The sequence below is a fragment of the Silvimonas soli genome (assembly GCF_030035605.1).
Lineage (GTDB): Bacteria > Pseudomonadota > Gammaproteobacteria > Burkholderiales > Chitinibacteraceae > Silvimonas > Silvimonas soli.
In genome coordinates this window covers 1694673-1714374 of record NZ_CP106736.1, presented here as the reverse complement: position 1 = coordinate 1714374, position 19702 = coordinate 1694673, and the positions used below count along the sequence as shown (strand labels likewise).

The 19702-nt window shown below is 58.3% G+C and carries 19 protein-coding genes; 12 read left to right on the top strand and 7 right to left on the bottom strand.

Annotated elements, in window-relative coordinates; genetic code table 11:
• Positions 1-73: 73 nt before the first annotated feature.
• The 6 genes from N7220_RS07875 to N7220_RS07850 all read left to right on the top strand — a co-directional run bounded on the left by N7220_RS07875 (position 74) and on the right by N7220_RS07850 (position 5038).
• Positions 74-1351, top strand: a complete 1278-nt coding sequence (locus N7220_RS07875) for a hypothetical protein (RefSeq protein ID WP_283150906.1) — start codon at positions 74-76, stop codon at positions 1349-1351.
• A complete protein-coding gene (locus N7220_RS07870; protein WP_283150905.1) occupies positions 1351-1914 on the top strand; it encodes a hypothetical protein in 564 nt (187 codons plus the stop codon). The genes N7220_RS07875 and N7220_RS07870 overlap by 1 nt, the downstream gene beginning before the upstream one ends.
• Positions 1911-2168, top strand: a complete 258-nt coding sequence (locus N7220_RS07865; RefSeq protein WP_283150904.1) for a hypothetical protein — start codon at positions 1911-1913, stop codon at positions 2166-2168. Before N7220_RS07870 ends, N7220_RS07865 begins: the two co-directional genes overlap by 4 nt.
• The gene (locus N7220_RS07860) at positions 2165-3604 is read left to right on the top strand and encodes a hypothetical protein (protein WP_283150903.1); all 1440 of its coding nucleotides are present in this window, start codon (positions 2165-2167) and stop codon (positions 3602-3604) included. The genes N7220_RS07865 and N7220_RS07860 overlap by 4 nt, the downstream gene beginning before the upstream one ends.
• Positions 3567-4268 (top strand): prepilin-type N-terminal cleavage/methylation domain-containing protein, encoded by a 702-nt coding sequence (locus tag N7220_RS07855; protein WP_283150902.1) that lies wholly within the window; start codon positions 3567-3569, stop codon positions 4266-4268. Before N7220_RS07860 ends, N7220_RS07855 begins: the two co-directional genes overlap by 38 nt.
• A gap of 119 nt (positions 4269-4387) precedes the next feature.
• Positions 4388-5038, top strand: coding sequence for a type II secretion system protein (locus N7220_RS07850; RefSeq protein WP_283150901.1), 651 nt, complete (start codon positions 4388-4390; stop codon positions 5036-5038).
• Positions 5039-5111: 73 nt separating this feature from the next.
• Here the strand turns inward: N7220_RS07850 and N7220_RS07845 are convergent, their stop codons facing one another.
• The 7 genes from N7220_RS07845 to N7220_RS07815 form a co-directional block, all read right to left on the bottom strand.
• On the bottom strand, positions 5112-5810 hold the full coding sequence (locus N7220_RS07845) for a M48 family metallopeptidase (RefSeq protein WP_283150900.1): 699 nt from the start codon (positions 5808-5810) through the stop codon (positions 5112-5114).
• Positions 5791-6537 (bottom strand): lysophospholipid acyltransferase family protein, encoded by a 747-nt coding sequence (locus tag N7220_RS07840; RefSeq protein WP_283150899.1) that lies wholly within the window; start codon positions 6535-6537, stop codon positions 5791-5793. The genes N7220_RS07845 and N7220_RS07840 overlap by 20 nt, the downstream gene beginning before the upstream one ends.
• A gap of 44 nt (positions 6538-6581) precedes the next feature.
• The gene (gene gmhB / locus N7220_RS07835) at positions 6582-7136 is read right to left on the bottom strand and encodes a D-glycero-beta-D-manno-heptose 1,7-bisphosphate 7-phosphatase (protein ID WP_283150898.1); all 555 of its coding nucleotides are present in this window, start codon (positions 7134-7136) and stop codon (positions 6582-6584) included.
• Positions 7137-7194: 58 nt separating this feature from the next.
• On the bottom strand, positions 7195-9255 hold the full coding sequence (glyS, locus tag N7220_RS07830; protein ID WP_283150897.1) for a glycine--tRNA ligase subunit beta: 2061 nt from the start codon (positions 9253-9255) through the stop codon (positions 7195-7197).
• 6 nt (positions 9256-9261) lie between these two features.
• Positions 9262-9750, bottom strand: a complete 489-nt coding sequence (locus N7220_RS07825; RefSeq protein ID WP_283150896.1) for a surface-adhesin E family protein — start codon at positions 9748-9750, stop codon at positions 9262-9264.
• A gap of 20 nt (positions 9751-9770) precedes the next feature.
• Entirely contained in the window at positions 9771-10664 is an 894-nt protein-coding gene (gene glyQ, locus N7220_RS07820; RefSeq protein ID WP_283150895.1) for a glycine--tRNA ligase subunit alpha, read from the bottom strand.
• A 72-nt stretch (positions 10665-10736) separates the two neighbouring features.
• Positions 10737-11651, bottom strand: a complete 915-nt coding sequence (locus tag N7220_RS07815) for a LysR family transcriptional regulator (protein ID WP_283150894.1) — start codon at positions 11649-11651, stop codon at positions 10737-10739.
• Positions 11652-11748: 97 nt separating this feature from the next.
• Here N7220_RS07815 and N7220_RS07810 point away from each other — a divergent pair, with 97 nt between their 5' ends.
• The 6 genes from N7220_RS07810 (at position 11749) to N7220_RS07785 (ending at position 19619) form a co-directional block, all read left to right on the top strand.
• The gene (locus N7220_RS07810; RefSeq protein ID WP_283150893.1) at positions 11749-12864 is read left to right on the top strand and encodes a YeiH family protein; all 1116 of its coding nucleotides are present in this window, start codon (positions 11749-11751) and stop codon (positions 12862-12864) included.
• 213 nt (positions 12865-13077) lie between these two features.
• The gene (locus N7220_RS07805; protein ID WP_283150892.1) at positions 13078-14985 is read left to right on the top strand and encodes a lytic transglycosylase domain-containing protein; all 1908 of its coding nucleotides are present in this window, start codon (positions 13078-13080) and stop codon (positions 14983-14985) included.
• A 30-nt stretch (positions 14986-15015) separates the two neighbouring features.
• A complete protein-coding gene (locus N7220_RS07800; RefSeq protein WP_283150891.1) occupies positions 15016-15975 on the top strand; it encodes a complex I NDUFA9 subunit family protein in 960 nt (319 codons plus the stop codon).
• A 117-nt stretch (positions 15976-16092) separates the two neighbouring features.
• Entirely contained in the window at positions 16093-16347 is a 255-nt protein-coding gene (locus N7220_RS07795) for an RNA-binding protein (protein ID WP_283150890.1), read from the top strand.
• Between the two features lie 27 nt (positions 16348-16374).
• Entirely contained in the window at positions 16375-17376 is a 1002-nt protein-coding gene (locus N7220_RS07790) for a 2-hydroxyacid dehydrogenase (RefSeq protein WP_283150889.1), read from the top strand.
• Positions 17373-19619 carry a PAS domain-containing sensor histidine kinase gene (locus N7220_RS07785; protein WP_283150888.1) on the top strand — a complete coding sequence of 749 codons (2247 nt, stop codon included), beginning with the start codon at positions 17373-17375 and terminating at the stop codon, positions 19617-19619. Before N7220_RS07790 ends, N7220_RS07785 begins: the two co-directional genes overlap by 4 nt.
• Positions 19620-19702: the final 83 nt, after the last annotated feature.

The window sequence follows — 19702 nt, the reverse complement described above, 5'->3', positions numbered from 1 at the left end:
TGCATTTGTTCGTACGGGTCACTGTGCCGGCGCCCGTTGGCAGTGGCATGCGCAAATACCGCTGCAGGCCGACATGCTGGCTCAAGTCCTGTCCTGCCTACCGCTAAAAGCTGAGCCGGTAACAATCGTGCTTGATTTGCCTGAGCAGGATTATCTGATCGAACCGTTGCCGGTGCTGAAAAAAAGGGACTACTCGTCTTATCTGCAGAGTCGGGCCCGACAGATATTCCCTGGTTGTCCAGGAGGTTCGGGCCGGAGTATGCCAAGCGTAACACCCACAATGGCAGTCTTCGGTGGCATGGCGCAGTCGACACTGATAGCAGACCTGCTGGATGGCTTGGTCGCCGCTGGGCACGTGATCGACTGCGTATGTTTTTACGCTGACCTCGTAGCCACTATCCGTTACAAAGCGGTGGGGCCACAGTTATGGGTGCTTCCTGGTCTCGGTGGTGGCGTGCGCCACGTACTCGCCCGAGATGGGCTGGCGTTGTTTACCCGGCTTTGCCAGGAGACGGACGAGCAATCACCACACGGCTTGGCGCAGGATATTGCCAATACCTGTGCTCATCTGGAGAGCCGGATGTTGCTGGGCACTGAGCAGCAGTTGGTGATCCGCCTCTCTCACAATATTGCGGAACAACTGACGGAAGTGCCCGCCGCATCGCTGCCCGTGTTTCCGGGGATGCCGCCCCACCAACTGGTGGTCGAGTCAGAACCAAAAAATAGCAGGTCCAGACTTTTGCAGCGAAGGGCCTTGGTTCGCAATGCTTTGCCACTCCCTGCACATTTGTTGGTGGTGCAACGGCGATACCAGTTAGCGCGACGGTTTGCCGTGGCCAATTGGGGAATAGCGGTACTCAGCGGTATTTATTGCGGGCTCCTGCTTGCTTACTCAATACAGGTGCGCGCTGAAATGAAAGGCCTGCTGATGCCAACCCAGCCGCCCCGAGCGCTGATTGCAGAGTCTGACGCCCATATTGATCAGGCAGTTGTGCAACTGTTCCGCAAATATCCCGCCGATATTCCGGATATGCAGTCGGCTTTGCAGTCGCTCAGTACGGTGTTACTGGCATTCCCCCAATTGCAGCTTGACGCGGTGGATTGGGAGCCCGTTGACGAGGCTGATGTCGTTGCTGCGGGGATAAAGCGGCAATTGCGCCTCGTGCTGCTTGCCGATGACGGCTCCAGTGAGACCTCAACGTTTAACACTTTCAAAAAAAGCATGCTGGAACAAGGTGCGGCAGCAGTGTCCAGAACAGCTCCTGCAGTAGCAGATGCCAGGCCTGAGTCCAATCGGCACTGGCACTGGTTGATTGCCTTTGCGTCATTACATCCCGCAGGTGCACGGTAATGCAAAGGCATTTAGTGCGATCTTATCTGGCGAGTAGCGCACTAGTGCTGGCCTCCCTGATTCTGGCTGGAGTAGCCACATGGCGTTTGCTTGCGCTGCAACATGCGCAGGACGAATGGATTGAATATCGCCAGCAGAGCCAGCAGCAACCCAAACCGGTCTGGTTAAGTGCCGAGGACCGCGCGCGGCTCAAACAACTGGCTGAACGAGGCGCCTTGCAACCTGCAGATGCCAAAGTAATAGAGGACTGGGTGGCAGGGGCGGTTGATGGGCAATTCGAAATCATCCATTCACAATTTGCCAAACCCCTGCCTGCAGGGCCAGTTCAAGGGGCGTGGCGTTTGGTGGCAGTGGCGCTGGAGTTCGATGTCTGGCTCATGCATGAGCAAGCACTCTCCAGGTTCTGGTCTCGTCTCGAAACCCTCCCGGGCTGGCTGGATGTGTCGACGTGTCACCTTACTCGAAGCACTACCACAGACCATCCGTCCGGCATTGTTATGCATTGCTCCGGCGAAGTGATCGGTTTTGGCCCGAACGTGCCTGGCGGGGCGTTGCAGCCATGAAATCTGTCGTGATTCTGCTCTTGTGTATCGCATTGCCAGCCGTGGCTGCCGAGTGGGGCCGGTTGTTTTATTCGCAGCAAGAACGCGCGGCCATGACCATCGCATCTATGCCCGCCGTAAGCGTTATTCATGTTTTGAGTGCGCAAACAATTGCTGACGGACACATTCGGCATTGGGTCGATGCGGCATCACAACCTGTGATATCTGTCCCTGCGCATGTGCGGGTCGGTGATGAATGGCAGGAGGGGCCATGAACCGCTACCGGCGTTCAGCCCCACGGTCATTGCGATGCCAGCGCGGCGTTACTGCACTGCTGATGCTGACGTTGCTGTGCGGCGTGTTTCTCTGGCAGATCCAAAGTCTTCTGGCACAAGTCAATCCGATAGAACGGCGCGAGGAAGTAACCCGCCGGGCCTTGGCGGATGCCCGCAGCGCATTGCTGGCGTGGTCAGTGCAAAACGGTGGGCTGAGTGGTTCGGGTTCCACCAATCTGGCGCGTCCCGGCGCTTTTCCGTGCCCGGACAGCAAAGACCCCGCTAGTGACCGTGCGGGTTATCAGGGCGATGCGGCGGGAACATGCACGAAAGCCGCTTTGCGCTTGGGGCGTATTGCCCACCGGACAATGTTGCACGCCCCTTTTCTGGACGGCAGCGGCGAGCGCTTGTGGATGGCTGTCGTGGAAGGCTTTGAAGAAAGTAACTCAAGTATTCTCAATCCGGATTTCGTACCCAAATCCGCCTGGTTTCAGGCGTGGAATGCGCCCGCGCACAGCGCGCTAACTGCCCAGACTGATCCTGCAGTCGTCGTCATTTTTGCACCGGGTGTGGCGCTGCCTAACCAAAAACGTGGCACTGCGGCAGACAAAGTCAACGCATCTAACTATCTCGAAAGTGCCAGTACAACAGACGGTAGTTTCAGCAATCTGGATATGAGCAAAGGCGCGTTTGTCGGCGGCGATATTCGCGACGCCAGGCAAAAATTGATCCTCAATGACCGGGTGGCGGTGATCCGGCGTAGCGAATTGATGCAGGCGGTTTCGCTGCGTGCATTGCGGGATTATCAACGCCTGCTGGAATGGTGGCGGCTGTACAAAGGAGCCGGAAAACTGCCACATCCAGCCAGGTTTGATGACCCGGCCTGCGTCGATATTGCGACAAAAACCAACGCCAATGATTGCGTGCCCGATCTGGCGGTTTGTCGTGGGCGCTTGCCCAAATCGATCTGGCTGATTAACGAGGTGAGCAAGCAGGTAGGCGCCAACGCGACCGAGCGCTTCAAATGGCTGTATCGCAATCGCTGGGAACAGCAGTTTTATTACAGCGTGAACGCCGATGCAATTGCGCCACCGGCAACGGGTTGCAGTGTGTCATCAACAATTGTTACCACTAGCGGGCCGGTGCGCGCTGACGCGATCATGGTCAGCCCTGGCTGGCCGCTGTCTGGCCAGGCTCGGAGCACCTCCACGGATAAATCCAGTCTCGCCAATTATCTGGAGGCTGTGCCGGGGTTTGTCGATCCTCGAACCGGTGCATTGAATAGCGTGATCAATCAGCAAGGATGGCAAACGCAGACTGGCGAAACAGAAATGCTGGCGGTTCCCGCGCTGTCCAGCAATGACCGGATTTACCGCTGGCTAAAACCTGGATCAGACAATGGCTTCACCGCGCCACAATGGTTTCTCGCTCGTTGAAATGGCGGTGGTATTGGCCGTGCTGGGGCTACTGATGGCCGGTGCTCTGGGGGCGATCCGCTTGTCACAAGAGGTGCAACGCGCACGTTCCACGCAAGATCAACTCGCGGCAATCAAGCAAACCTTGCTCGGGTATGCGGTGCGCAATGGCCGCTTGCCCTGTGCCGCGCAAGTTGGCGCGGAGGCGACCGGGCTGGAAATGCGTGAAGCAACCACCGGTAGATGTGCCTATCTGCAGGGTTACTTGCCATGGGCGACGCTGGGATTGGGGCACGTGGACGCTTGGGGCAGGCCGTTTACCTATCGGGTTAGCGAGGCATTTGCCGGGCCGAATACCAACAAGTCTGAAGAAGTCCTGCTGGCGCCGGGAATGGTATTTCATCTGCTCACGCTGGGGGACCTGGAAATCTACCCCAGCGCCAATAGCCAGGACTACCTCGCAAGCGCGGTTGCCGTGGTGATTGTGTCGCACGGCGCCCATGGCCCCGGGCCGCTTGAAGGCAAAGGGAATGCGGATGAGTTGGTAAATGCCAGTGACAGCAAAATGTTCATCAGCAAGCCGCGCATTGATGAGCCCGCCACCAACGCCTATGACGATTTGACTGAGTGGATCAACCCCAGTCAATTGATTGCCGAGGCAATTAGTGCGGGCAGATTGCCGTAACACGGCTCGCCGCCAATCTAACCAATAACTACAAGCAACGTTTCCACAGAAATACGCCAGCACTCCTTGCATTTTCAGGTAGTTACAACCGCACAAATGAAAATGAGGAGTTAGATTTTATGAGGTACTCTACGTATCGAGGCCACTCGCGCCAGGCCGGTTTTACCTTGGTGGAGATGGCAACCGTACTGGTTATTGTAGGCTTGTTGTTGGGCATGGCGTTTAAGGGTAAAGACCTGATTGATGGTGCGCGGGTCAAAAGCATTTACGCCAGTTCCAGCAAAATTCAGACCGCCATGCAGGTCTTCTTTGAACGTTATCAGGCATACCCGGGAGATGGCTGCAGCAGCGCGGCGAAGACTCCGGCCGAGTGCGTTGGCGACGCCAGCAATCCCAAAGATGGTTTGATACTTGGTGAAGCAGAAGCCTCGCAATTCTGGAGCATGCTGATCCAGAACAGCAGACTGTTAGCTGCTGCTGACCAGAAGATGCCTGGTGGTGTTTTGTGGGCGGTGGCTAAAGGCGAAGACGGCAAAGGTGGCACAGCAGCAGGTTCTAGCTGGCTGGTTGCGCAAGGGTTGGACGAAAAAGTGGTCGATATTCGTTACGTATGCGCACTCGATCAGCAGTTTGACGATGGTGATCCCACCACGGGCGAAATCCGTAGCAGCGCGACGGGAACCAAGGATAGCCCCACGGGCTATAGCGCTGATGCCGATTGCTGGAGTAAATCCGGTTCCGCCGCATTATCGATTCGGCTTCTGCCTTGAGCGGTAGGCGCTCGCCATTAAAAAGGCCGCATAAAGCGGCCTTTTTTTGTGTAAACCAGGTTCACTCTACAGGCTAACCATGCAGCGCATTGCCGTGCTGCCGTAACCACTGTCGCTGGGTTTTCCAGTCGGGCACGATTTTTTCGACTTCGGCCCAGAAGCGGGGAGAGTGGTTCATCTCTCGCAAGTGCGCCAGCTCATGCACGATGACGTAGTCCACTACGGCTGGCGGCGCTTGCATCAGGCGCCAATGGATACGCACATCGCCGGCTGCAGTACATGATCCCCAACGCGTCCCGGCGGAGGTCAACAAGACCCGCTTGGGGCTGACCCGCATCAATGGCGCAAAGAAGGCGGCGCGCTGGGCAAAATAGACGCGCGCTGCGGCTTGGCTGAAGCGTACAAATGCAGCCAGTACGGCTGCAGGCTCACCGGTTTTACTGGCCAGTGCCAGAGTTTGATCGGAGAGTCTGCTGCGTGGGGCAGGGGCGATGATCTGGCAGGGCTGGCCTAGCCACTGGACGGTGGCGCCAGCCTGCAAAGGGTTCGGCGTAACCTGCGGCAGGTTTTGCAATTTGCTCAGGTGCCCGCGTATCCACGCCAGCTTGGCGCGGATGGCCCGCTCGGCGTCGGCCAAGGTAGCGCGAGTGGGGATCACCAGCGTGAGCCCGGAGCGGTCTACTTTGAGGCCGATTGATCGACGACGGGCGCTGCGAGTCAGTTCGTACTCCAGCATCTCGCCGTTCTGCAACTCAAGCTTTTGCTTGCTCATTTCCGGGAAAGCATGGGCCGGCACCTTCGATGCGGCTTTGTTCGGTTTCGATCCAGGTTTCCGCTGCGGCCATGAGTTCGTCGGGCGTGCGTCCGGTCGTTTCAATAACCGGGCCAATGGCCATGGTGATTACGCCTGGATATTTGAGGAACGAGTTGCGCGGCCAGAATTCACCAGCGTTGACCGCCACGGGAACGATCGGGATATCCAGGCTACTAGCGAGTCGGGCGCCGCCTTGTTTGTACTTGCCTCGCTGGCCCGGCGCAATACGCGTGCCTTCCGGGAAAATGGCGATCCACAAACCGGCCGCAACCCGGTCACGGCCTTGTTCCATCAACAAACGTTGGGCTTCGGCGCGGGCAGAGCGGTCAATGGCAATAGGCGCGGCAGCCCGCAAGCCCCAGCCAAAAAACGGAATCTTGAACAGTTCGCGCTTCACCACAAACACCATCGGCGGGAACACCAATTGCAAGCCCAAGGTTTCCCAAGCGGATTGGTGTTTGCACATGATCATTGCCGGGCCTGGCGGGATATTCTCGCGGCCGGTTACCTGGTATTTCAGGCCGCAAATGCGCTCCAGCAACCACAGCAGAGTCACGCACCAGGTCGAGATGATCTTGACGCGGGTTCTGGGCGGCAGCGGCAAAATCAGAAAGCACAGCAGGGCGTACAGCGGGGTAACGATGCTGAAGAACAGCCAGTAAATGAGAGAGCGCAACAACACCATGACTTGGGTACTTCCTTGCTGATTCGCGTGCGCGAACGGATTAATCAGTTGCTTGTGAGCAGATGCCGCGCCACGGCGGCGAGATCGTTGAACACCAGTGTGCCTGCTGGCATTTTGCCTGCGGCTTCGGTCTTGGCGCCGTTGCCGGTGCGTACCAGAATGGCTTTGCCGCCTGCGTTGGCAATGCACTCCAGGTCGCGCTGACTGTCGCCCACCATGATGCATTCGGCAGGCTGGATGTTATAGCGCCGTACGATATCCAGGATCATGCCGGGCAGTGGCTTGCGACAGGTGCATTGATCTTCAGGTGCGTGCGGACAGAAAAATACTGCGTCGATATGCCCACCGGCCTCGTTCACTGCTTTGTACATGGCGGCGTGGATGCGGTTAAGCATCTCCACGTTGTAATAGCCACGAGCCACGCCGGATTGATTGGTGGCGACCACCAGCGACCAGCCCGCCCGTGTCAGCTCGCCAATGGCTTCCAGGCTGCCGGGGATGGGAATCCACTCGGCGGGTGATTTGATGTAGTTGGGGTCGTCTTCATTGATGACCCCATCACGATCAAGAATCAGCAGTTTAAGTTGCATATGGGCCATGACCATTCAGGTTGGCCGCGCCAGCTGGATTGGCTGAGCGCGGTTCGCATTACACAGCTTATTCGGCCAGCAGCGACAGCTCTGCCACACGGTTCATCAACTCAGCCAGACCCGCCAGCAGTGCCAGTCGGTTACCACGCACAGCGGCATCTTCTGCCATGACCATAACGCCATCAAAGAACGCATCGACCGGCGCTTTGAGCGCGGCCAATTGCTTGAGCGCACCGGTAAAGTCTTGCGCCGCCAGTGCATTGTTGACCGGGCCGGTAATGGTTTGGGCGGCGGCATGCAAAGCGCTTTCTGCGGGCTCGGCAAACAAGGCCGGATTCAATGCCGGAATCTCGCCTTCCACTTTTTTCAGGATATTGCGGATACGCTTGTTGGCTGCTGCCAATGCAGCGGCTTCTGGCAGCGCTTTGAACTCGGCCACTGCCGCCAGGCGTTTCTGGATGTCGTCAAGGCGGGCCGGTTTGAACGCCAGCACGGCTTCGATATCGGCCGCCGGGTAATCGGCCGCCAGATAGTTCTTCAGGCGTTCCTGCATGAAATCAAACACGCCATCAGGCACATTGGCGCTAACCACGCCCGCCGGGAAGGTGGCCGCAGTACTGACCAGCAACGCTTTCAGATTCAGCGGCAAGGTCAGCAACATGCGCAGCACGCCCAAGGCGGCGCGGCGCAGGCCGAACGGGTCTTTGTCGCCGGTCGGGATCAAACCAATGCCATAGATCCCGACGATGGATTCGAGTTTGTCGGCCAGCGCGGCGGCCAGGGCAATCGGGCCTTCCGGCAGCGTGTCGCCGGCAAAACGGGGGTGGTAGTGGCCTTCGATAGCGCGCGCGACTTGTTCGTCTTCGCCGTCGATGCGGGCGTAGTACATGCCCATGATGCCTTGCAGTTCCGGGAACTCGCCGACCATATCGGATACCAGATCGGCCTTGGCCAGGTAGGCGGCCCGTTCGGCCAGTTTGCGGTCTGCACCCAAAGCGGCGGCGATTTCACCGGCCAGCTTGGTCAGGCGTTCCACGCGCTCAAACTGGCTACCAATCTTGTTGTGGTAAACCACTTGATGCAGCTTGCCCACGCGGCCTTCCAGCTTGATTTTCTGGTCTTGCTGGAAGAAGAACTGCGCATCAGACAGCCGTGCGCGCAACACGCGCTCGTTGCCGTGGATGATGTTGGATGGGTCGGCGGTTTCGAGGTTGGATACCACCAGGAATTTCGGCAGCAGCTTGCCGTTGGCGTCGAGCAGCGGGAAGTATTTCTGATGTTGCTGCATCGACAGAATCAGGCATTCCTGCGGTACTTTCAGGAAGTCCGCACTGAATTCTCCGGTGTAGACAACAGGCCATTCAACCAGCGCGGTGACTTCGTCGAGCAAACCGTCGGACGGGGCGATGGTGGCATCAATGGCGTGCGCGGCGCTGGTCAGACGATCTTCGATCAAATGGCGGCGTGCGGCAAAACTGGCGACCACTTTGCCGTTTTCGTACAGGGTTCTGGCGTAACCGTCGGCACTGCTCAGGCTGATTTCGCCTGTCGACAAGAAACGATGTCCACGCGTCACCCGGCCTGCATCCAGATGCAACGCTTTAGCCGGGATCACATCGTTACCGTGCAGGGCGATCAGGCCATGAATCGGGCGGATAAACTGACCATCGCGATTGCCCCAACGCATCATTTTGGGCGCGGGCAGTTTTTTGAGCGCCAGTTCGACCAGACCAGACAGCACACCAGACAATGGCTCGCCCGGCTTGGTGGCGCGGAAAACAAAAATATCCTGCTTGCCGTCGTGGGTTTTTTCCAGTTGCTCGGGCGTTACGCCGCAAGAACGGGCAAAGCCGGCCAGCGCTGGCGTAGGCTGACCATCCTTGAAGCCCGCAGCAACGGCTGGGCCTTTCTTTTCGATTTGCTGTTCCGGTTGCACTGCCAGCACGTTGGGGATCGATACCGCCAGACGGCGCGGGCTGGCGAAAGGGTGGAACTCCACGTCTTTGTCCACGAAGCCCAGTTTGCTCAGTTCGTCAAACAGCGTTTGCGCGAACGAAGCGCCCAGGCGCGGGAGTGCCTTAGGCGGCAGTTCTTCGGTGAAAAGTTCGATCAGCAGGGTTTGCGACATCGTGATTTACTCGTTCGATTTTTCAGCTTGTTGGTCCTGGTGCTTCTCGATCAGGCAGACCTGACGCACGAAGTCCGAACCATAAGTATCGGGAGCGGGAGTTTCAAACTCCCACTGATAACCGGGGACGTCATACCGGGCGACGATTTCATCGTCTTCGGTACGCAATTCAACGGCAATACCGGCCATGCGCCCGCTCGGGCAGTGTATGGCCTGGCGCATGTACTTTTTGCGGTACTCGCCTTTGGACGTGCCATCGACCTGGGTTTGTTTGAAGTGCTGGAGCATCCACACATAGGTGTATTGCGAATCGGCGTCGCGCTCGTTGTGCGAGATCGATTTGATATCGGCCAGCACTTCAAAGTCTTCCATTTCGCCATAGGAGCGCCAATCCCCGTGCGTGGGCACGGGTTGCGGAGCAGTGGTGCCGTCGTCAAACTTGCCACACGCCGCCAGCATGACCAGCAGAGATATGGCAAAGACAAGACGACGCATGGCGCTCATCGGCGTCGGCCTCAGACCGGCGTTTTGCACATGGGGAAACCCAGTGCTTCGCGCGAGTCGTAATAGGCTTGCGCCACCATGCGCGCCAGCGTGCGGATACGGCCGATGTAGGCTGCGCGTTCGGTCACCGAAATCGCGCCGCGTGCATCCAGCAGGTTGAAGGTGTGCGCGGCTTTCAGGATCATCTCGTAGCCTGGCAGCGGCAAACCGGCTTCCAGCAGGGTGCGGGCTTCACCTTCAAAACTGTTGAACAGACTCAACAACAATTCAACGTTGGAGTATTCAAAGTTGTAAGTGGATTGCTCCACTTCATTCTGGTGATAGATGTCGCCATAGGTGACTTCCTGACCATCGGGATAACGCGTCCAGATCAGGTCATAGACGTTTTCTACACCTTGCAGGTACATCGCAAGACGCTCGGTGCCATAGGTAATTTCGCCCAACACCGGCTTGCAATCCAGACCGCCCACTTGCTGGAAGTAGGTGAACTGGGTGACTTCCATGCCGTTCAGCCAGACTTCCCAGCCCATGCCCCAGGCGCCCAGTGTCGGGTTTTCCCAGTCGTCTTCTACAAAACGGATGTCATGTATGGTCGGGTCAACGCCCAGTTCGCGCAGCGAACCCAGGTACAAGTCCTGGATGTTGTCTGGCGAAGGCTTGAGCACCACCTGGAACTGATAGTAGTGCTGCAGGCGGTTGGGGTTCTCGCCATAGCGGCCGTCTTTGGGGCGACGCGAGGGTTGCACGTACGCGGCATTCCACGGCTCTGGGCCGATGGAGCGCAAGAACGTGGCGGTATGCGAAGTACCGGCACCCATTTCCATATCGTAAGGCTGCAATAGCGCGCAGCCCTGGCGGGCCCAATAGCTTTGCAGCGTAAGCAGTATTTCCTGAAAGGTCAGCATTGCGTAGTTCTCGGCCCGGTGGGCGTGGTGACTCTAAACCCGCTGATTCTACTTGTATTTGGCGGTTTTCGGCTATTTTGCCGCGCTCGCTGTACCAGGAGATTCCTCGGCAAGTAGCGCCATGCACCAGGCGTGAAAGCGCTGCATGCCTTGCGTGGGGATTTTATCGCGGGCGCGGATCAGATAAAAATGGCGGGTTAAATCCAGCTCTGGCGTGGCCAGCGCAATCAGCTCGCCGCGAGCCAATTCGCCTGAAACAGTCCGGTGTGACAAACAAGCCAGGCCCAATCCTGCGCGCACTGCGCCCTTGATGGCTTCACTGGTGCCTAATTCCAGCGCCACCTCCAGACTGCCCGCCAGCGGTAATAATGCCCCGCTTAATACCTCACGCGTGCCTGATCCCGGTTCGCGCAATAACCAGCGCGCCGTGGCCAGCTGGGTGGGCGACACGGATTGACCGGCCCAGGTATGGTCCGGTGGCGCCACTACGACCAGTTCATCGCGTAACCACGGTTCCACTGTGATACGCCCGTCATCGCTGATTCCCTCGATCAGCCCGAGGTCTGCACGATATTCCGCCACGGCCTGCACGGCATCGGCAGTGTTGCCAATGGCCAGCTCAATGCGGTTGTCCGGTGCCTGTTGCAAGAAACGGGCGACCAATTCTGGCAATACGCGGTTGCCGATGGTGGAACTGGCATATAGACGCAATCGTGCCGGCGCATCGGTGCGAAATCGTTCTTCAATCACGCGGGCCTGTGCGAGCAAGGCTTCGGCTTGGGGCAACAACCAGCGTCCGTGTTCGTTAAGCTCTACCCTGCGGCCGACCCGATCAAACAATTGCACGCCAAGGCGGCGTTCCAGTTCGCCCAAGGCGCTGCTGGCTGCGGACTGCGACAACCCTACCTGCTCCGCTGCAACGGTGACCCCGCCAGCGCGCGCGGTAGCCAGGAAAATTTCCAGTTCACGCAAGGTCAGTTTGATCATCGATTTTTCCGATCAGTCTCAATGAAACTATTGGTTATTAATATATAACCAAACTGAATAACATGGGTTTGTCTTTTCTGTAGCCAGGTGGCAAACCGTGGATTCCCTTAGCAAAACAGCTAATCCAGCACTTAACCAGCATGCGTTGGCCGATGCGAGTCTTTTTTACGCCAACTGGGGCATGGCGCTGTTACAGCATGCGCCCGGGTTGTTGCTGACGTTGCTATTCGCTGCGGTGGCCAGCTGGTTGGCTGGCCTGCCAGCAATGCAATCCACCGGCTTGTCCGCACTCACACTAGCCATCGTCGGTGGCATGGTGCTGGGCAATACGTTTTATCCCGCCATGGGTGAGCGTTGCGGGCCGGGGGTGAAATTTTCCAAGCAAAAACTGCTGCGGCTGGGGATCATTCTGTATGGCTTTCGTCTGACATTTCAGCAAATTGGCGCGGTCGGTATTTCCGCTGTGCTGATCGACGGCTTGGTGCTCTCCAGTACGCTGGTGCTGGCTTATCAGGCTGGTACGCGGATTTTTGGGCTGGATCGGCAAACCGCGCTGTTGATCGGCTCCGGTAGCGCGATCTGTGGTGCCGCCGCCGTGCTGGCGACTGAACCTGTGCTGCGGGCCAAACCTTCGACTGTCACCATCGCCGTTTCGACCGTGGTGGTGTTTGGTACTGCGGCCATGTTTCTGTATCCGGCGCTTTACCCGCTGGCCCAGCACCTGGGTTTGCTGGCTACGCCGCAGGCATTTGGTATCTATACCGGCTCGACCATCCATGAAGTGGCGCAAGTTGTGGCGGCAGCCAGCCAGGTCAGTCCGGCCACGGCGGACACGGCCGTGATTGCCAAAATGATCCGGGTCATGATGCTGGCTCCGTTCCTGGTCTTTGTTTCCTGGTGGGTGGCGCGGGCTCCGCAAGCGGGTGAAGAGAAAGCCAGCGGCGGCATTACCATTCCGTGGTTCGCACTGATCTTCATTGTCATGGCGGGCGTGCATTCGCTGGGCTGGGTGCCCAAGCCGATGGTCAACGCTTTGCTGCAACTGGATACCGTTTTGCTGGCCATGGCCATGGCCGCTCTGGGGCTGGATACCCGCATCACCGCCATCCGGGCGGCGGGGGTAAAACCACTGTTACTGGCGACGACGCTGTTTGTCTGGCTGATTGCTGGTGGTGCCGGGATCAACCTCGCGGTGCGTGCACTACTGCAGTAGCAATTTGCAGGACGGCACTTACAAGAATGGAATGGTGTGTCGTTCAGGATGGGGAACGTGTGATCGAGTGGTTTGTCTAGCCTGAACCTCGTACTTGCTGACACAAAAATGACCTGTGACACGGTGCGGGGCATGCCCTATGCTTCGGCAAAGCCAGTGCTGTATTCAAATCTGCACTTTCGCGCCATCCCATTCCGTTGAGTCGCCGGTTTCATGAAACTTCCCGTATTCCTTTGCCTGTTGGTTGCCAGCATCGGCGCCCATGCCCAGATTGATCTCTCCGCGCTGCGTGAAGCCGCCCGCAGTCGCGATATTCCGGCGCTCAGTCGCATGGCTGACAACGCGCAGAACGACCCGCTGGAGATGTACCCGCGTTATTACTTGCTCAGTACCCAACTGAATACCGTGGCACAAGAAGACGTGGACGCTTTTTTTGCCCGGTTTGACGGCACGCCGCTGGCCGAACGGCTGCGTCAGGATTGGCTAAAAGAATTGGGTCGGCGCCAGGACTGGGCGCATTACGTGGTCGAGTTTCCCAAGCTGGATTCACCGTCGCTTGATTTGCAGTGCCTGAATGCCCAAGCCCGTATCGCGGCTACCGGCAGCGCAGATTTGAGCAAATTGCGCGGCTTCTGGTTTGCCGATAAAGGTCAGCCGGAAAGTTGTGGCCCCATCTTCGAGAGTCTGTTTTCTGCCGGGCAGCTAACGCAAGAAGATGCCTGGCTACGCATCCGTATGGCTTTGTCGGCTGGGCGCAACGACTTTGCCACCCAGCTGGCGCCGCGAGTCGGGTTTCCGTCCGAATTGACCGGGCGCGTGTTGGGGCAGGCCAATTCGCAACCGCAAAAAGCCTTGGGCAAGCTGGATTACAGCCACCGCGCAGGTCGCGAAGTGGCGCTGTTTGCAGTTCAGCGCATCGCCCGCACCGACCCGGATGCCGCAGCACAAGCGCTGGATAGCCTCAGAGAAAAACTGCCCGAAGCAGATCGCCGGTATGGCTGGCAGCAAATTGCCGAAATCGCTGCCAAAAAACAGCATCCAGAAGCCAGCGGCTGGTTTAGCCGTGGCGGACTGGATGGCCTGGATGCCGATGGTCGGGCATGGTCCGTGCGCGCCGCTTTGCGCGTGGGTGACATGACCGCCGTGCTCGATCGCATTGCCGCCATGCCGGCAGATCAAGCCGCCGAAAACGCTTGGCGTTACTGGTATGCGCAGGCTCTCAAACGTGCCAATCGGGCGCAGGAGGCCGCACCCATCCTGCTGAAATTGTCTGACGGCGATGATTTCTATGCCTTGCTCGCCCGTGAAGAAGCCGGTCCGGCGCTGGAAGCCACGCCATCGCCCTATTTGCCGACGGACACTGAAATCAAAACCGTAGGCGCCAAGCCGGGCGTGGTGCGAGCCCTGGCGCTGTTCGGCCAGAACTGGCGGGTTGAGGGCAATCGCGAGTGGAACTGGGCCATGCGTGATCTGAGCCCGCAAGAACTGGTCGCCGCTTCTACCTTGGCCGCACGCAACAAAATTTATGATCGCTCGATCTATTCGGCTGAACGCGCCAAACCGCTATCGGGTCTGGTGATGCGTTTCCCGACGCCTTATCGCGAGCAGATCGAACGCGAAGCGCGGGCGCAGAATCTTGATCCGGCCTGGGTATACGGCTTGATTCGGCAGGAAAGCCGCTTTGTGGCGGACATCCGCTCGGGCGCAGGGGCCAGCGGTTTGATGCAATTGATGCCTTCCACTGCGCAGTGGGTGGGCAAGAAAAACGGCCAGAAAAAACTGGATATCAGCAGCCTGACTGATCCGGACACCAATGTGGCATATGGCGCGTTTTATCTGCGCTATATTCTGGACCGCCTCGGTGGTCAGGCCATTCTGGCCACTGCGGGTTACAACGCCGGGCCAGGGCGGGCGAAAGCGTGGCAGGATGACACGCGGCAGCTGGACCCGATTGTCTATATTGAAACGATTCCGTTTGAAGAAACCCGCGACTACGTAAAGAAGGTGATGGCCAACGCCCAGTTGTACGGGGCATCGTTTGGCGAGTCCGAATCTTTCCACACGCGGCTGGCGCCGATTCCGGGCAAAAACGTAGATGCGGCGACCATCGACGCCCCCTGATTGCAGGGGTAAAGCGGGCAAGGAGTGCGCATGGTTCAGAGTCTGGTACTGCACCCGGTACTGTTGATTGGTGGCAGCGGCTTTATCGGCCGCGCTCTGGCCGCACGGTTGTGTCGTGTTGGTTATCCGGTAACCATTCCCACCCGGGATCGCGAACGCGCCCGGGAGCATCTGCTGACGCTGCCACGGGTTGAGCTGATCGAAGCCGACGTACACGACCCGCTTGTGCTCAAGCGCCTGGTTCGCGAAGCGCGAGTGGTGGTCAATCTGGTTGGCTTGTTACAAGGCAGCCAGCGACAGTTTGAGCTGGCTCATGTCGAACTGACGCGGCATATCATTGCGGCCTGCCAGGCCAATGGCGGCCGACGCTACCTGCACATGAGCGCGTTGGGCGCGGACCCGGCCGGGGCATCAATGTATCAACGCAGCAAGGGCGCGGCTGAGGCATTGGTGCGGCAAAGCGAACTGGACTGGACCATCTTTCGGCCATCGGTGGTATTTGGTGAAGAGGATCGCTTCCTCAATTTGTTTGCTGAACTGCAAAAGCTGGCACCGTTGCTGCCTTTAGCCGGTGCGCATGCCCGCTTTCAGCCGGTATGGGTGCAGGATGTGGTGCGGGTGTTTGAGACTGCCCTGCATCGGCGCGACTGGATCGGGCAAAGTTTCGATCTGGCTGGCCCCAAGGTCTACACGCTGGCCGAACTGGTGCGCTATGCCGGTCGCGTGAGTGGGAATGCGCGCCCGGTATTGCCATTGCCGGATTGGGCGGCGCGGTTGCAGGCTGCGGCGATGTCCTTGCTGCCTAATCCACCGCTGAGTCGTGACAATCTGGATTCGATGCGCGTCGATAATGTGACTGATCAGCCTTTCCCGGATATTCCAGGTTTCAAGCCTACCGCGCTGGAAGCGGTGGCACCAGGCTGGATGGCCCATGCCGCTCGCGGCAGCAAGTATGCGCACTTTCGCAGCAAGGCCGGCCGCAAGCCTTAGCCAGCCCACGCGGGCGGGCTCCACCAATCAAAATGCATTTTCCGCGTTTCGCTAGCCCGACAATCCGCCTACACTGGTTTTCGACTATCAATTTTCTTCTATCAAGGAGTGTTTCCCATGGCTCAAATCATGCTCGGCAACCTGCCGCCAGACGTTACCGTGGATGAAGTGCGTACCATGTTGGCCGACCTGGGTGTGCCCGACATGGGTGAAATCACGCTGGCAGAAGGCTTGGGGGAACGCACCGCAGCATTGGTAACGATTGATCGATCGGATACCGATGTCGGTGCCATTGCTCGCCAACTGGAAGGCCACCTCTGGCGTGAGCGCACCTTGCAGTGCGCCCATACTTCGCTGGGCTGGGGCAATTAAGTCGGGCGCTGCCCTGAGGATAAGTGGATGCGCATCGCTGTTTTTGATACCAAACGTTATGACCGGGCGGGGCTGGAAGCCGCCAACAAGAAATTTGGCTACGAACTGGCCTTCTTTGAAGATCGGCTCAATGGCACCACAGTGCCGCTGGTGGCTGGGTTTGATGTGGTATGTCCGTTCGTTAACGACCGGCTGGATCGTGCCGTGTTGCAGGAAATGGCCCGTTTGAACGTGCGGCATGTGGCATTGCGTTGCGCCGGTTTCAATGGCGTCGATCTTGCCGCCGCCGCCGAGTTTGGTGTCACGGTGACGCGTGTGCCCGCATATTCGCCTGAAGCGGTGGCCGAACACGTGTTCGCCTTGCTGCTGACGCTTGTACGCAAAACGCATCGCGCCTACCAACGTATTCGCGAAGGCAATTTTTCGCTGGATGGCCTGGTTGGCTTCAACCTGCATGGCCGCACTTTTGGCGTGATTGGCGCTGGCAAGATCGGTGTGGCAGCGATGAAGATCGCCAAGGGTTTTGGCTGCCGCGTGCTGGCGTATGACCGCTTTCCGTCAGCCGAGCGTGCTGCCGAGATCGGCTGCGAATTTGTGGATATGGATACATTGCTGGGGCAGAGCGATATCGTGTCATTGCACGCGCCGCTGACCCCGGAAACCCAACATCTGATTAATGCCACTACGCTGAAAAAGATGAAGCAGGGCTCGGTCATCATCAACACCAGTCGTGGCGGGTTGATTGATACCAAAGCCTTGATCAAGGCATTGAAGACCGGCCAGTTGTTTGGTGTCGGGCTGGATGTGTATGAGTACGAAGAAGGCGTGTTCTTTGAGGATCTATCGCATGAGGCGCTCAAAGACGACATGCTGGCGCGGCTGACCACCTTTCCCAACGTAATGATCACCTCGCACCAGGGTTTTCTGACGGATGAGGCGCTGGCCGCCATCGCGCATACCGTACTGGAAAACATCACTGCATATCAAAATGGACAGCCGTTGGTGAATGCAGTAAAACCCGGTGCATGAGTTCACCCCATCGCTTCGCGCGCTGGCTTCCACTGATTCCTGGGCTGCTGGCCGGCGTGTTTACGCTGGCTTTCGCAGCCTGGCTTTTGCAATCGCGTGACGAAGCAACCAGTCAGCGCTCTACCTTGCTGGAACAGGATCTGCTGTGGCAAAAACAAGCCATCGAACAGCAGATCACGTTCGATTTGCAATCGCTGGCCGGGCTGGCCGCAACGCTCAATATCACCGATCTAAGCGAGCCGATATTCCAGGCCCGCGTGCAGTCGCTGATTCAGTCCAGTCCGGAGATTGCCAGTTTCTCTGTGCAGAACGGACACGGTCTGGTGCTGTGGCATGCCGCGACCCAGAACAACTGGTCCGTACCCTATGAGGGCGCTGGCGGTTGGGGTGAGGTGTCGGTTTCTCATGGCGAACCCAAAGTCACTTACGCCATCGCCACGCCAGATCGGCGGCGCTTTATTGTTGCGGTGTTTGCGCTTGATACGCTGCTGCAGCAACAGGTGCCGTGGTGGATTGCCCAGCGCTACCAGATATCGCTGATCGACGCGAACGGTCATCCGCTCGCTGCCAAGTTCCAGCGGCAACTGGACACCACCGGCATCAGCCACACCATTCAGCTCACAGCGCCGCCGCTGGAGATGAAGCTCAAGGGCGATCTCTACGCCGGGTCGGTTTCCGCCACCGGTGACATCCTGCCTGCATTGATGCTGGTGTTGGCCATCGCCATGCTGGCTTCCACCGCCGCGCTCAATCGCATGATCAAGGTGCGTGCGCAGGCGGAAGAACAACTCAAGGCCGAGGTCGCATTTCGCCATGCGGTGGACACTTCGCTGGTGTCCGGCATGATCGCGTTCGATCGCCGTGGCCGCATCATTTACACCAACCGCGCCTTTGGCGAGATGGTGGGCTACAGCGCCGAAGAACTGCGTGAGACGCGTCCACCGATGCCATATTGGCCGCCCGAAGAAATCGAGCGCTGCCAGGCCACTTACGATGCCATTGTTGCGGGACATGTCGAGCCATCCGGTTTTATGGTGCGACTGATGCGCCGTAATGGCGAACGCTTTGACGTGCGTATCCACGCCTCACGCCTGGTCGATGGCGATGGTCACCACATTGGCTGGATGGGCTCGCTGCATGACGTAACTGAAATCCGCCGCGAGCGCGAAGCGCTGCAAGCTTCGCACGAACGCTTTGTGGCGGTACTGAATGGCCTGGATGCGTCGGTGGCGGTCACCGATGCTGAAACCGGCGAATTGTTGATGTCCAATCTGCAGTTCGATCGCGCCTTTCAGTTGCCGGATCTGCGCGGACGCTGCTGTATTGTGCCGCTGGTAGTGCGCCGGGCCGAGCCTCCGGTGGATGCCGAGTGGTACGACACTTATCGCGATCACTGGTATCAGGTAAAAAGTCGCCAGAGCACTTGGGTGGATGGTTCTGCGGTATGGCTGGAGATTGCCACCGACATCACCGCACTCAAGAGCGCCAGCGAGCGCGAGCGCCAACAAAACGAAGCGCTGCAACAAACCGGCCGCCTGATCAGCATGGGTGAAATGGCTTCCAGCCTGGCGCACGAACTGAATCAGCCGCTCGGTGCCATTGCCAGTTATGTCTCGGGTTGCCGCAATTTGCTATCCAGCACTGCGCCAAATTTGCCGCAGCTGGGCCAGGCGCTGGACAAAATGGGCGAACAAGCCAAACGCGCTGGCCACATCATTCGCGGCATTCGCGAGTTCGTACAACGTCGCGCGCCGCGGCGGCAGCGCTGTGACATCAACACGCTGCTGGAAACCGTGCTCGGCTTGCTGGGGCACGAGATCGTGCGGCGCGGCGTGGAGATTTCCATTGCCCAAAACGAAGGCATGCCGCCCATCTATGCCGATGCGGTGATGCTGGAACAAGTATTGTTCAATCTGATCAAGAACGCGCTGGAAGCCATGGATGCCACCCCGCGTGACCGGCGTACCCTGGCCATTGGCCTGTCGCGTGATGACGAGATGCTTCGGGTGACGATTGCTGACCGTGGCGTGGGGATTGCGCCCGAACAACGCGAACAATTGTTCAAGCCATTTTTCTCGACCAAAGACACCGGTATGGGCATTGGCCTGAATATTTGCCGATCCATTATCGAACATCATCACGGCCGGATGTGGGTGGAAGAAAATCCTGGTGGTGGTACGCGTTTCATCTTTACGGTACCGTTCCCAACAACGGACGAAGGGTTGGTTGAGCAAGATTTGTAGTCGAAAAACGGAAACTACTTTTTTGGTCGTCACAAACGCGTTATAAAGGCGCACCTCACGGAACGTGCATTGATCATGACTCA